Annotated in this window: 13 protein-coding genes; 6 read left to right on the top strand and 7 right to left on the bottom strand. The window is 44.1% G+C overall.

Features of this window, described 5'->3' with window-relative positions; all coding sequences use genetic code 11:
- Positions 1–39 precede the first annotated feature (39 nt).
- Both yiaY and AC3CIA_RS16175 read right to left on the bottom strand, forming a co-directional pair.
- A complete protein-coding gene (gene yiaY / locus AC3CIA_RS16180; RefSeq protein ID WP_488519239.1) occupies positions 40–1,188 on the bottom strand; it encodes an L-threonine dehydrogenase in 1,149 nt (382 codons plus the stop codon).
- A 260-nt stretch (positions 1,189–1,448) separates the two neighbouring features.
- The gene (locus AC3CIA_RS16175; protein WP_162838725.1) at positions 1,449–1,601 is read right to left on the bottom strand and encodes a hypothetical protein; all 153 of its coding nucleotides are present in this window, start codon (positions 1,599–1,601) and stop codon (positions 1,449–1,451) included.
- Positions 1,602–1,826: 225 nt separating this feature from the next.
- On the opposite strand from AC3CIA_RS16175, the gene yjjG reads away from it, so the two are divergent.
- Entirely contained in the window at positions 1,827–2,501 is a 675-nt protein-coding gene (yjjG, locus tag AC3CIA_RS16170; protein ID WP_065205935.1) for a pyrimidine 5'-nucleotidase, read from the top strand.
- Positions 2,502–2,674: 173 nt separating this feature from the next.
- Positions 2,675–3,604: an aromatic amino acid DMT transporter YddG gene (gene yddG / locus AC3CIA_RS16165; protein WP_488519238.1), complete on the top strand. Its 930-nt coding sequence runs from the start codon at positions 2,675–2,677 to the stop codon at positions 3,602–3,604.
- 50 nt (positions 3,605–3,654) lie between these two features.
- Here the strand turns inward: yddG and AC3CIA_RS16160 are convergent, their stop codons facing one another.
- Positions 3,655–4,551, bottom strand: a complete 897-nt coding sequence (locus tag AC3CIA_RS16160) for a cation diffusion facilitator family transporter (protein ID WP_065205937.1) — start codon at positions 4,549–4,551, stop codon at positions 3,655–3,657.
- A 309-nt stretch (positions 4,552–4,860) separates the two neighbouring features.
- On the opposite strand from AC3CIA_RS16160, the gene AC3CIA_RS16155 reads away from it, so the two are divergent.
- A complete protein-coding gene (locus tag AC3CIA_RS16155) occupies positions 4,861–5,211 on the top strand; it encodes a hypothetical protein (RefSeq protein ID WP_065205938.1) in 351 nt (116 codons plus the stop codon).
- Between the two features lie 61 nt (positions 5,212–5,272).
- Here AC3CIA_RS16155 and AC3CIA_RS16150 read toward each other — a convergent pair whose 3' ends face one another.
- A complete protein-coding gene (locus AC3CIA_RS16150) occupies positions 5,273–6,151 on the bottom strand; it encodes a LysR family transcriptional regulator (protein WP_004730238.1) in 879 nt (292 codons plus the stop codon).
- Positions 6,152–6,312: 161 nt separating this feature from the next.
- On the opposite strand from AC3CIA_RS16150, the gene AC3CIA_RS16145 reads away from it, so the two are divergent.
- From AC3CIA_RS16145 to AC3CIA_RS16135, 3 genes are all read left to right on the top strand, one after another.
- Positions 6,313–6,912, top strand: a complete 600-nt coding sequence (locus AC3CIA_RS16145; RefSeq protein ID WP_004730240.1) for a class I SAM-dependent DNA methyltransferase — start codon at positions 6,313–6,315, stop codon at positions 6,910–6,912.
- A gap of 355 nt (positions 6,913–7,267) precedes the next feature.
- Complete coding sequence (locus AC3CIA_RS16140) at positions 7,268–8,824, top strand: YjjI family glycine radical enzyme (RefSeq protein WP_488519237.1); 1,557 nt, start codon at positions 7,268–7,270, stop codon at positions 8,822–8,824.
- Between the two features lie 43 nt (positions 8,825–8,867).
- Positions 8,868–9,782 (top strand): YjjW family glycine radical enzyme activase, encoded by a 915-nt coding sequence (locus tag AC3CIA_RS16135; RefSeq protein WP_488519236.1) that lies wholly within the window; start codon positions 8,868–8,870, stop codon positions 9,780–9,782.
- Between the two features lie 75 nt (positions 9,783–9,857).
- Here the strand turns inward: AC3CIA_RS16135 and AC3CIA_RS16130 are convergent, their stop codons facing one another.
- The 3 genes from AC3CIA_RS16130 to AC3CIA_RS16120 form a co-directional block, all read right to left on the bottom strand.
- Positions 9,858–10,769, bottom strand: coding sequence for a LysR family transcriptional regulator (locus AC3CIA_RS16130; protein ID WP_488519235.1), 912 nt, complete (start codon positions 10,767–10,769; stop codon positions 9,858–9,860).
- A gap of 70 nt (positions 10,770–10,839) precedes the next feature.
- Positions 10,840–12,099: a hydroxymethylglutaryl-CoA reductase gene (locus AC3CIA_RS16125; protein ID WP_474356607.1), complete on the bottom strand. Its 1,260-nt coding sequence runs from the start codon at positions 12,097–12,099 to the stop codon at positions 10,840–10,842.
- A gap of 170 nt (positions 12,100–12,269) precedes the next feature.
- Entirely contained in the window at positions 12,270–12,590 is a 321-nt protein-coding gene (locus tag AC3CIA_RS16120) for a hypothetical protein (RefSeq protein WP_488519234.1), read from the bottom strand.
- Positions 12,591–12,656: the final 66 nt, after the last annotated feature.

Genomic DNA, 12,656 nt, shown 5'->3' with positions numbered 1-12,656 from the left:
CCCGTATGTGTTAGCTATAAGAAGTGACTTGTATCTAGATTACATTGCTGCTTCGAAGATTGCTGAGATCTCTTCGTGTGTTGCTTGTTTAGGGTTAGTGAAACCACAAGCATCTTTTAGTGCGTTGTCAGACAGAGTTGGGATATCTTCTAGCTTCGCACCAAGTTGAGCGATACCTGTTGGGATGTTCACGTCGTTTGCAAGTTGAACAATCGCGTTGATTGCTGCTTCTGCGCCTTGTTCTGCAGTCATGCCTTCAACATTTACACCCATTGCTTTTGCCACATCACGTAGACGCTCAGGACAAACTTGTGCGTTGTAGCGTTGAACGTGTGGAAGCAAGATAGCGTTACATACACCGTGTGGAAGGTCGTAGAAACCGCCCAGTTGGTGCGCCATTGCGTGAACATAGCCCAGTGAAGCATTGTTGAAAGCCATACCCGCCATGAATTGTGCGTAAGCCATTTGTTCACGAGCTTCAATGTCTTCGCCGTGCGCTACCGCGTTTCTTAGGTGTGCTTGCACAAGCTCGATGGCTTTAATTGCTACAGCGTCTGTAATTGGCGTTGCTGCGATAGAAACGTAAGCTTCGATTGCGTGCGTCAACGCGTCCATGCCTGTTGCAGCCGTTAGTGATGCAGGTTTAGCAAGCATCAACTCAGGATCGTTTACTGAGATTAGTGGTGTTGTGTGCTTATCAACAATAGCCATCTTGATGTGGCGAGCTTCATCAGTAATGATGCAGAAGCGTGTCATTTCAGATGCAGTGCCAGCCGTGGTGTTAATAGCAATTAGTGGCATCATTGGCTTTTCAGACTGGTCTACGCCTTCGTAATCAGCAATCTTGCCGCCGTTAGAAGCAACCAGAGCGATACCTTTTGCACAGTCATGTGGAGAACCGCCACCTAGAGAAACAACAAAATCACAATTGTTGTCAGTCAGCAATTCAAGGCCATCGTTCACGTTAGTGATGGTTGGGTTTGGTTGAGTACCGTCGAATATAACTGCGTCTACGCCGCGCTGGCTAAGAAGATCTTGTACCTGCTTAACTACGCCAATTTGATTCAGGATCTTATCCGTAACGATCAGACCTTTTTTGAATCCTTGAGACTGAATGCTATCAGCCGCATCCTTCAGACAGCCAGTACCCATGAAGTTGATTGTAGGGATGTAAAATGCAGTAGACATTGGAAAACTCCGTTAATTATGATTTTTAATTTCCTACATGTTGTCGGCATTCAAGTGGTTGACCATTGATCTGGAACAACTTTGATTCCGAACTACCACTTTGTGGCTAGTCGTTGTGATAGGGCTCATATAGCAATCGTTTTCATGGTTTTTGGTTGTGTTCATTGTCAGTAATGGATAGTGATAAATTGACTCAACCAAGAGCAGAATGGTGCTCTATAACAATGAAAAGTAAGGTTTTTCATTGAAAGCTGCTCTAGTTAGGCTTGTGTCGACTTTTTATCTGAGTTGTCACCGCATTCAATTTGAGGCTCTTGTGACTCTTCAGAATCAAGCGTGTCTTCTGGCTCCTCGTCATAGTATTTGACAAGAAAAGGGGTGAGCATGACAGACGACGGTAAAAAGTGCTTCATAGTACCTCCCGGTACCTAAGTGTATTTCTTGTATGGTATTGGTTTAATATGTGGCAAAATTTGCGATACATCATGACTTGTGACTTGTTTTCTATAAATTATTAGATTTATATACAGGCTCACAAAATTGAGGGTAAAGTGATGCTCCGCCCTTTGAGGCAACGATAAAAACAACGACAAAAACAGTGCATGCACTGCTCAACAGCGCGAATAATAGGACATAAAATGAAGTACGATTGGATATTCTTTGATGCAGATGAAACTTTGTTCCATTTTGATGCTTATCAAGGAATGAAGCTTATGTTTTCTCGCTTTGGTGTGGATTTCAGCGAGCAAGATTATTCGGCTTATCAAAAGGTTAACTTACCACTTTGGGTCGATTACCAAGATGGCCGCATTACTGCAGATCAACTGAAACATACGCGCTTCGAAAGCTGGGCTGAAAAACTTGAAACAACAACCGCTGCTTTAAACAGTGCATTTTTAACGGCAATGGCGGATATCTGTTCTTTGTTACCGGGTGCACAAGAGTTGATGGAGTCTTTAAAAGGCAAAGTGAATATGGGCATCATTACTAACGGTTTTACAGAGCTTCAGTCTATCCGTTTAGAGCGTACCGGAATGACGAACTACTTTGACCATGTGATCATTTCTGAGGAAGTCGGTGTTGCTAAACCAGACGCGGAAATTTTTGAACATGCACATAAGCTGATTGGATTGCCATCGAAACAAAGAATATTGATGGTCGGGGATAACCCACACTCTGATATTTTAGGTGGCTTGGATTTTGGTATTGAGACCTGTTGGTTGAACAGCCAAGAGAAAGCGACGCCAGCAGGAATTAACCCTCATTATCAGGTTAAGTCTCTGGCTGACCTGCAAGCACTTTTGTTGGCATAACTGCTAACTGCTAACTGCTTTTAGATTTTTGAGTGAATGATTGATAGCCGAGTACAGTTATGTGCTCGGCTACTTATTTTTACTTACTGCAACTTATCGATAGTGGTGTTTAAGCTTATCTTTGCTTTAAGCTCATTTTGATTAACCAATTACAATAAAGAGAAGGAAAAGGCGTGCTGAAATCTCATCGTTATAGCTGCTACGGTATTATCGCCATTTTATTATGGAGCTGTTTGATTGCTCTGTCTCGTAGTGTCTCAGAACAGCTAGGTCCAATTGGTGGTGCTGCCAGTCTTTACACGGTGAGTGCACTGTTGTTGGTCTGTGTTATGGGTTTACCAAAGTTGTCACGCTTCTCTAAGTCTTACTTGCTGATTGGCGGCGCCTTGTTCGTTTGTTATGAGATTTTCCTGGCTCTGGCATTGGGAATGGCGAACAGCCGGCATCAAGCCATAGAGATGGCAGTAATCAACTATCTATGGCCGGCACTGACGGTGTTGTTTGCGGTGCTGCTGAGTGACAAAAAGATTAACTGGTTGGTTTATCCAAGTATCTTTTTGGCATTCTTCGGTGTGGCTTGGAGCATCAGTGGTGATCAAGGTCTATCTGTTGATCAAATTGCTGCCAACATTGCGACTAATCCTAAAACCTATTCTATGGCGTTTTTTGGTGCGATTATTTGGGCTGTTTACTGCAACTACACCCAGCGCGTTGCTAAAGGACAGAATGCGATTGTGCTTTTCTTTATCGCTACGGCGATCACTCTGTGGATTAAATACGCGTTGAGTGATGAAACAGGCATGGTGATGACAACGAGTGCGGCGATTGACTTAGCGTTAGCTGGCGCTTGTATGGGCGCAGGCTATGCGCTTTGGAATACGGCAATTCTGGGTGGAAATATGGTATTTCTTGCGACCATGTCGTACTTTACGCCAATCTTCGCAACCGTAATCTCTTCGTTGATTTTAGGCTTGTCGTTGACCATGACATTTTGGCAGGGCGTTTGTATGGTAACCGTTGGTTCACTCGCTTGCTGGTGGGTAACAAGAGAAAAGCCGACGGTAAAGGCGTCGGCTTCTAAAAAGGTTCAATCTCACTCTTAATCTGAGTTTATGTTCTCGGATGAGGAGTGTCCTCGTTTGCTATGGAAAACTTAACTCGCAACATTGAGATTCAATTGAAGCTCATAAGGCATCTTAGATAGGCGTCGCTTAAGCTGTCGGCGCGTTCGTTCAATATCATCGACCGCAATGGCTTGTTGGTCGTTGGTATGAATATCAACGTTAATTCTTAGTTCTGGGCCAACCTTAGTCACACCCATCAGCTCCAAATCTTGATCCGCTTCTTTGTCTACCGCGACAACGTTCTTATCTACCGCGTCACAAATATCTTTGTTTGCCGACATCATCAGCAGTTCGCGCATTGCTTCACGTAACATGTCGAAAGGTACTTTGATGAAGTAGAAAGACATTAGCAACATCATCATTGGGTCGGCATACACCGCGTATTCTGCAAGTGGAGAAAAGGTAATTAACCAAGCTGCTACGAAACCAGCCGTTACCGCTACGCTCAGTAGCGTATCCATCTGCCACTGCTTAGACTCTGCCTGAATCAGACCTGAAGAAATACGTTTGCTCTTGTTAGCGATGTACCACCAAGCGTAACCACAGCCCAACACGTTGAAAATACCAAACAGAGTCGCGATAGAAGCATCAACTTCACGACCACCCGTCATCAACGCACCAATCGCAGAGTAAAGTGAATAGCTAACCACTAGCAGAATCACAATTGCTTTAATCGCAATCACAATTGGTTCAATGATAGCTCGACCAAACGGGAACTCGGTATCTGAAGGACGGTTAATGTATTTCGATGCAGCTAGTGACAATAAAGTTAGCAGTAAGCTGATAAGAGAATAAACACCGTCAAATACTATGACCAGAGAGCCAACGAGAAGACCCAACACCAATCCGCCAACTGCGAAGCCTGATGCTAAAAGGGCTGAGAACAATAGTACTCGATTTTCGTTTTGGCTTTTCCTGTCACACATAAAATTTTCCAGATGTTTTTGATAACTTCATTGTTCTAATATTGAGCTAACTTTACAAACTTTATCTGATGATGTTTATATGTCGGCAACCCATTTTATATTCAAGTTGTTATTATTCAATTACTTATTGATAAATTGAGGTGTCAGTAAAATTGACGTTGAGTGTTTCTTGGGGATGGTGTGCAACTGAAATAGGATCGTTTATGATTAATAAAACACATTAGTCGCTAGGGTCTCATTGATTTCCTAGACTCTGCTGAGACTGAGACTGAGACTGCACGGATTGGAATGGACAAGGAATGGATCAATATGAAGTTTGACGATATCAATGATAACGAACTGTGGGTGATTGCTAACCCGATCATGGATAACTTGATGGACGGTTCAACTAAGGTTGATCATGCTCAGCACTGTCGAGACTTTACCCAAAGGATGAAAGACATTGTTACGCCGGAATATTTAGAAAAGGTATGTCACCATTATCAACACAGCAATGGCTTTTTTGCTGAACGAAAGCAGGTCGCACTATTTAGACGCTCAGACTCTATCGCCTTTGTGTGGAAGCAAGCGTATACCATTGCGAAAGGCGAGTTTGTGGCTGAAATGGTGTTGGTTGAAGAAGACGGACGCTATTTAGTTGATCACGTGATGGTCTTTTAAAGAGAGGGCTCTCTATCTGTTAGATGATTTAAAGTGTCGAGATAGAACATTATCTGACACTTTAAAAATCAAACAAGTAATCGCTGATCTGATCCGCTAACCAATTCATACCTGGGTGTTCAGCCATCCCAGCGGCGGTAAACATACAATAGTCTTCTTGTGTTAAGCCGTACGTGTGTTTGATCACTGCTAGCTCTTGTTCACGCAATAAATGGCGAATCAATGGTTCTGGCATTACGCCCCACGCCTCTTCACGCAAAATTGTATCCAACATGAAGTCAAAGCTAGAGAAACCAATATAACGGCGAGAGAAGGGCTCAAGCTCAGGATTATCCTTCTCATTGAGATAAACCATGGTCGCTTGCATCGAATTTCTCAATACTTCATCCGACACTCGTCGCATCGCACTTAGATCATGTCCTTTCTTACACACAGACATCATTCGAATCTTACCAAGTGGATTGTAGATAATTCTTGGGTCATCGACACGTTCGTAATCGACGCCAAATGCGAAGTCGACTTGCTGAGTTTCAACCAAGTTAGCTAAGTCGCCGCTCGACGCGAGAACGAAGTTGAATGAGGTAGAAGGGTACTTGTTATTTAAGGCGTGAGATAAATCCTGCCACATTCCATCGGGTAGGGAGTCATCTCGTGCAATCCAAATTTCCGCGTTAAATTCACCTGAAACATGCAAGCAGGTCTGTTTAATACGCGCTGCTGTCACCAACAAGCCTTCGCAATCTTTGTAAATGGCTTTGCCCGCTTCAGAAAGTTCAACGTGGTTTCCGCTGCGCACGAACAGCTCGACATCTAACTCTTTTTCCAAGGCTTTAATCGACATGCTGAGTTTGGTTCGATTGCATTCTAGCTGGCGTGCAGCTTCAGACACTGATCCTAAATCAGCAACGGAACAAAAGGCTTGGACTTGAGAAAGGTTCATTTCATTTCCATATTGAGCGGGGGTCGGTGCATATTATCTGAATATTGTGCTGACTATCTTAGAAATAGTCCATCTTTGCATGATAACTCTATGACGAATTGACTAATTTGGTTTATTCTGGGGAAGTTCCGAACCTACAAGAAGTAAAGATGGAGGCCATGATGGCGAAACAATGGGACGAGTACGCCGTTGATTGGGATAAAGATCCCGCGACCGCAGTATTCGCACAGTCCGTATTTGACCAGTTAACACCGCTCGTTGATTTAAACGGAACCCGTGTCCTTGATTTTGGTTGTGGTACAGGACTACTCAGCCAGAAAATATCTCCTTTAGCAAAAGAGATCATCGCACTTGATATCTCTGAAGGGATGATTGAAGAGTTAGATAAGAAAGAGTTACCCAACGTTGAACCTGTTGTTGATCTTTTATCGCGCGGGCTTGCAGCGCAGCATCCAGCATTCAGAAACCAGTTTGACCTAGTGGTAGCTTCTTCGGTGTGTGGTTTTATCCCGAACCTACAAGACACAGTCAGTCTGATTTACACGCTGCTTGAAAACGACGGCACGTTTGTACACTGGGATTGGTACTTAGAGAACGACAGCGAAGACTACGGTGTAAGCCAACAGCGCTCAGAGAATGTATTGAGTGCAGCTGGCTTTGCAGTGGTTGAAGTGTCAACGCCGTTCTCGATCAACACTCCACAAGGAGAGTTAAAGGTATTGATGGGTGTTGGACGTAAACAAGTGCTTCCTCATCTGTAATCCTGTGTATGCCTAGAGCTAGCCTCGGTAATGCTCATCTAAAATAACGAAACCCACATCAACGATCTTAAGGTCAGTTATGTGGGTTTTCTATTTTTAGTCGTTTGTGTTTCAAACAGGCGAGCCAGTGAGTGCTTTTCAGTATCTTCACTATAACTATAACTATAACTATAACTATAACTATCAACGCCAACACTGGCTTCGTTCTTCCCATTTCGTTCATAGATAAGCTAATTTCCGGTAATTAATAAATTACTCATTTCCATTTTGGAAATATAGTCTTGCATACATTTCATTAGTGGAAATGTAACAGTGAGATATAAAATAAGCCCATAATAATATTAAGGGTTTCATCATGAGCCACCAATCTGCTTCTCCACAACTTTCCGAGCAACAACAGCGCTTTAGCGATATCATTTCAGATGCTCACCTGTCACCAAAACAGAAGTCGAGTTATCTTGCCTTAGAAGCTGAAGCGAGCCTACCGTATATGCCGGTTAGCAATGAAGTAGAGCAAGCCTTACAACAAGGTGTGCTATGTGACATGTTTGAAGGGCACGCCCCATTTAAGCCGCGCTATGTACTTCCCGACTATTCTAAATACTTACATCAAGGCTCAGAGTATTTAGAGCTTAGCGCGGCCACTAATTTCGATGAAGCATTGAACATGCTGACCATCCTTTACCACCATGTTCCGTCTGTGACATCAATTCCGGTATACCTAGGTCAATTGGATGATGTGTTGATGCCATTTGTTGGCGACTTGACGGATGAGCAGGTATATCAAAAGCTTAAGCTGTTCTGGATTATGCTGGACCGCACACTGCCAGATGCCTTTATGCATGTGAATATCGGCCCGACCGACAACATTGTGTGTCGTACGATTTTGCGCGTAGATGCTGAACTGAAGCAGATCGCACCAAACCTAACCTTTATGTACGACCCTGCTGTGACACCTGATGATCTACTTCGTCATGCGGCAAGCAATATCTGTGAGTGCAGTAAACCACATATCGCAAACTATCCAGCGCATGCCGAGGCTTACGGCGACAAGCGTTTTGGTATTGTGAGCTGCTATAACTCTTTGCCTTTAGCGGGCGGTTCAAACACCTTGGTGCGTATGAACCTCAAGCAAGTGGCGTTGAAGTCTGAGGACAGTGCTGATTTCTTACAACAAGTATTGCCGAATTACAGTGGCATCATGGTTGAATTGATGAACGCTCGTAGCCGCTTCTTGCATGAAGAGTCTAACTTTTTTGACGGTTTCCTGACCAAAGAAGGCCTTATCGAAGAAGACCGCTTTGCGCCAATGTTTGGTATTTATGGCATGGCGGAAGCCGTCAACATCTTGATGGAGAAAGAAGGCCAAGCAGGGCGCTATGGTCACGATGAACAAGCTAATCAACTCGGTCACCGTATTTCTGAAAAGCTGGCTGAGATCGTTGAAAGCTCTCAAGTAAAGTATGGGCTTGAGGGTAAAGCTCTGCTGCATGCTCAAGGCGGTATTAGTTTAGATGAAGATGTGACTCCGGGTGTCCGTATTCCTTACGGCACCGAACCTGATCCTGTCTCTTACGTTCGTGCTACCGCGGGTCACCATAAATTCTACACCTCGGGTATCAGTGACATTCTGACCATCGACGAAACAGTGAAATCAAATCCTGAAGCGATGTTTAACCTGTGTAAAGGTGCGATTCAGGCGGGTTACCGAGAGTTCACTGCCAACGTTGCATCAAACGATTTGGTTCGTGTAACGGGTTACATGATCAAGCTGTCTGATATTGCGAAATACGATGAGCAAGGCTCACGTACTAATACCACCTTCTTAGGTGCTGAGGCTGCGAAGAACACGGGCATATTAGAGCGTAAACCACGCGTGGCAAGCTTAGAGATGTCGCCGACATACGAATAGCTTTAACGTCTGTTGTGTATTTAGAATACGAACAATGTGAATTATGAAAATTTCTGATCTAACAACTCAAATGGCTAGGGTTAAAAATAATAAGACAGAAAAACAAGCGAAGGTCAGCCGTGTGCTGACCTTTTCTTGTGTTGACGGCCCGGGAAACCGCTTGGTGCTGTTTCTTCAGGGCTGCAATTTTGACTGCATTACCTGCCATAACCCGCATACAATCAATCACTGTAACCATTGTGGAGAGTGCGTAAGTGGCTGCCCAAGCAGTGCTCTGAGTCTTGTTGAAGGCAAAGTGAAGTGGGATCCGGTAGCGTGTACCAACTGCGATCAGTGCATCGATATCTGTGATCATAAGTCGAGCCCAAAAATCACCACGATGACGGTATCAGATGTGCTTGAACTGGTTAGGCACAATCAATTCTTCCTGAGCGGTATTACCATTTCGGGTGGCGAGGCGACCATGCAATTGCCGTTTATCATCGAGCTATTTCAAGCGATCAAAAGCGATCCGCAATTGGCTCACCTCACGTGTTTTATTGATAGTAATGGTTCCTTACCTAAACAAGGTTGGGCTAGGGTATTACCTTACCTTGATGGTGCGATGATCGACTTAAAATCATGGCAATCTGAAACGCATCAATGGTTAGTGGGTAGAGGCAACCATCGAGTGTTCAAAACCATCAACTATCTTGCAGAGAAAGGTAAGTTGCATGAAGTCAGGTTGCTGCATATTCCAAATAGAAGTGATCTCGAAGGCGAAATTGAACAGGTTGGAAATTACCTGAAGGCGCTGCCAAGTGATGTACGAATTCGCCTAAATGCGTTTCAGCATCATGGTGTGGTTGGCGAGGCGTTGGAATGGCCTAAATGTACGAAGAAACAGATGCAGAGCTTTCACGATAAGCTCTACACAATCGTTCAAAAACAGATGCAAACGCCTGAAGTTTATACCTAACCTTTAAGTTGCTTAGGTGGACAATCAGGCTTTTAAGAACGTTAAGTTTCTAAAGATATTAAGCTACTAAAAATATTAAGCCTCTAAAAACAGGTCACACAACCATTTGATCGCTTGATCATTCATGTTGGGCTTGTTCCACACCAAACTATACGCCACTTTCCCGTAGTCAAAAGGAAGCGGCTTACTCACTAATCCTTGTGCTTGTTTTGCTTGTTCAGCCCATTGTTTAGAACAAGTGAACAAGAAGGACGTATGGTGACACAATACGGCGGCCGCACCAAAATCCGCTACCGATATCGCCATATCTCTTGGCTTATGACATTGAACCAAGTTTTGCTCAAAGTAAGGCTTGGAGAGTTCGTTATCTAAGATCCCAATATGTTTAAAGTCTAAATAACCTTCAACAGTCAGTTCTTGTTGGGCAAGAGGGTGTTGTGATCCCATTAAGCAAACCATCTCATCGGGAAGAATAGTTTCCCAAACCAACTCTTTGTTATCTGTCGGAGGTTGGGAAATATCATGAGGTAACAAGATCAAGTTGACCTTACCGCTGAGTAAAGCATCAAAGCCGAGTTGCTGCTTGGAATAGATATTGAGCTTAGCTTTTGGGGCGAGTTCGGTGGTGATTCTACTGATCTTAGAAGCGAATACTTCAAAAGTGCTTTCACGCATCGAAAGTGAAAAACTGCCTTGGTATTTTTGAGGCGAAAAGCTCTTTTGATGAAGCAACCCATTCATGCTTGAAAGAATCGCGTGAACAGTGGGTGCTATCTCCAAGGCAAAAGGAGTAGGGATCAGCTTGGTGCCGTCCCGATAGAAAAGCTCGTCGTTAAGTATGTCACGCAGCTGAGATAATGTCTTACTCACACTCGAAGGGCTGACAAAGAGTTGCTCTGAGGTTTGAGTAACGCTGTGGGTGTTCAGCATAATATGAAGCGCAGTGAGGTGCTTAAGGCTCACTCTAGATAAGTGTAAGTAATCCATTTATGACTCACGCATTCAGAGTGGCTTGTGCAATCCACAAAATCTCACAAGCCAAATTGGATAAAGGTTATTAACGAGCTAATTTGTGATGAGCTCGCGAAAAGTGACCTGCGCAAAACGCGCCTACAATCGACAGTTCACCCGCTAAACATAATGCAGCACATACCTCAGCTAAGGCTTGCGATTTACCATTGCCGTGAAGGCCAAGTAAATCTAGACATGCCTTTTGGCTTGGTAGACCAGTACCACCGCCAACAGTCCCTAGCATTAAGTTAGGCAGTGTTACGCTAGCGTATAGGCCACCTTCTTTGTTGAGCTCCATACGAGTCATACCAATCGCCGATTCAGCCACACAGGCTGCATCTTGGCCGCACGCAATGTAGAGCGCAGCAAGTGCATTTGCATAATGAGCATTGATACCAATCGTGCCGCTCAAAGCCCCACCGACTGTGGTCATTTGTCCGAACTGCACCATTTTCTCTGGTGTAGTGTGGAGGTACTTAGCGACAAGCTCGGCAGAGATATTAACCTCGGCTGTGACCTTTTTACCACGAACGCTGCGCAAGGTTTGAGTATTGGCTTTTTTATCGCCTGACAAGTTGCCATCAAGGAAAGCGTGGTCGGGCTTAACCGGCGTATTTTCAATGATGTACTCAAAAACTGAATTGGTGGCGATGGTCACCATGTTTTGACCAGAAGCATCACCAGTTAGAAATTCAAACACCAAATAAACATGGTTACCTTCGATGTTGATATTGATGTCGGTAAGCTTGCCGTGTGATGTTGTTGATTCTGCCAAGATCTTGAACTGGTCATACTGAGTCACAGCCCAAGCCACAAACTGTCCGGCTTCAACTAATCCTTGGAATGCGAAACCAGGAGTACGTGTTACACCTTCATTGAGCAACATAGCACTTGCGCCACCACATGCCGTAATCAACTTAGAACCACGATTGTAAGACGCAACAAGCGCTGCTTCTGTAGTTGCGAGTGGGACGAGGTAATCGCCCGTAGCAAATAGGCCATTGACTCTTAAAGGGCCAGATATTCCCACAGGGACTTTAACTGTGCCAATAAAGTGCTCAATGTTTTTCTCATAAGCTTGGACCTGACTTTGTGTATGAGGGTCGAGGAGCTCTTGTTGAGAATCTAAATTGTCGAGAGCTGTCCAGCGACGTGCTAGATTTTTTTCTGTCAGATAGGGGCTAGGTGTCAGCTTATTTACTGGCTTTTCAAAATGAGGCTGAAGCTTTTTTTCTAATGCGTCTGCGGAGATGTCGCCTCCTAAAATAGAAACATAGTCACGGCGATGCAGATTTAGTTTTGGCATAAATAGTATGAAGTAAAGTTTGTGCAGCAAATTGGTTTGCGCTGATTCTACCGAGTAATAAGCCAGAAACAAGCGCCTGATATAATGAGTTACAGTTTGTATGGGTTTAGCAGCAATTTGTTCGCCTAAGCAAGACAACTTCGTCAAAAAATGCTCACTATGAGATTGAACTAGATATGGATATCGAGAAGGCTGCCGATGGCTTCGTTTTGACGATCAATCACACTCGCACCAACGCGGTTATAACTTGCGCTTTGAGTCAGTTTTATAAGTGCATCAGTTGAGGATGAAGGTGGTTCCGGTTCTTTCTCTTTAAACGAAATGGATTGTTCAGGTTCTATTTGGTTAAAGCTGAAATCGCTAGTTTGGAAAGCGTCATCGGATTCTAGAGAGTGTTTGGAGGCTTGGTTGAGCTCGATTGCGGCTTCTTCAGCCATGTTGGTTGACTGCTGAATAATGGCGTAACCAGATTGAATACCAGATATCGACATAGCAGAACCTTTTATTGACGTATTGAATGAGTCTAGGCGGACGATATTTTGAGCGCAATGGTGAAC

Source organism: Vibrio sp. QJM3NY_27 (genome assembly GCF_057785955.1).
Note: the sequence above shows the minus strand (reverse complement) of the source record. Positions and strands in the feature narration are given on the sequence as shown.

What these genes read in the sequence shown, in the direction of transcription:
- yiaY (WP_488519239.1), bottom strand. Translation starts at nt 1,188, where the DNA reads ATGTCTACTGCATTTTACATCCCTACAATCAACTTCATGGGTACTGGC.
- AC3CIA_RS16175 (WP_162838725.1), bottom strand. Translation starts at nt 1,601, where the DNA reads ATGAAGCACTTTTTACCGTCGTCTGTCATGCTCACCCCTTTTCTTGTC.
- yjjG (WP_065205935.1), top strand. Translation starts at nt 1,827, where the DNA reads ATGAAGTACGATTGGATATTCTTTGATGCAGATGAAACTTTGTTCCAT.
- AC3CIA_RS16160 (WP_065205937.1), bottom strand. Translation starts at nt 4,551, where the DNA reads ATGTGTGACAGGAAAAGCCAAAACGAAAATCGAGTACTATTGTTCTCA.
- AC3CIA_RS16155 (WP_065205938.1), top strand. Translation starts at nt 4,861, where the DNA reads ATGAAGTTTGACGATATCAATGATAACGAACTGTGGGTGATTGCTAAC.
- AC3CIA_RS16150 (WP_004730238.1), bottom strand. Translation starts at nt 6,151, where the DNA reads ATGAACCTTTCTCAAGTCCAAGCCTTTTGTTCCGTTGCTGATTTAGGA.
- AC3CIA_RS16145 (WP_004730240.1), top strand. Translation starts at nt 6,313, where the DNA reads ATGGCGAAACAATGGGACGAGTACGCCGTTGATTGGGATAAAGATCCC.
- AC3CIA_RS16140 (WP_488519237.1), top strand. Translation starts at nt 7,268, where the DNA reads ATGAGCCACCAATCTGCTTCTCCACAACTTTCCGAGCAACAACAGCGC.
- AC3CIA_RS16135 (WP_488519236.1), top strand. Translation starts at nt 8,868, where the DNA reads ATGAAAATTTCTGATCTAACAACTCAAATGGCTAGGGTTAAAAATAAT.
- AC3CIA_RS16130 (WP_488519235.1), bottom strand. Translation starts at nt 10,769, where the DNA reads ATGGATTACTTACACTTATCTAGAGTGAGCCTTAAGCACCTCACTGCG.
- AC3CIA_RS16125 (WP_474356607.1), bottom strand. Translation starts at nt 12,099, where the DNA reads ATGCCAAAACTAAATCTGCATCGCCGTGACTATGTTTCTATTTTAGGA.
- AC3CIA_RS16120 (WP_488519234.1), bottom strand. Translation starts at nt 12,590, where the DNA reads ATGTCGATATCTGGTATTCAATCTGGTTACGCCATTATTCAGCAGTCA.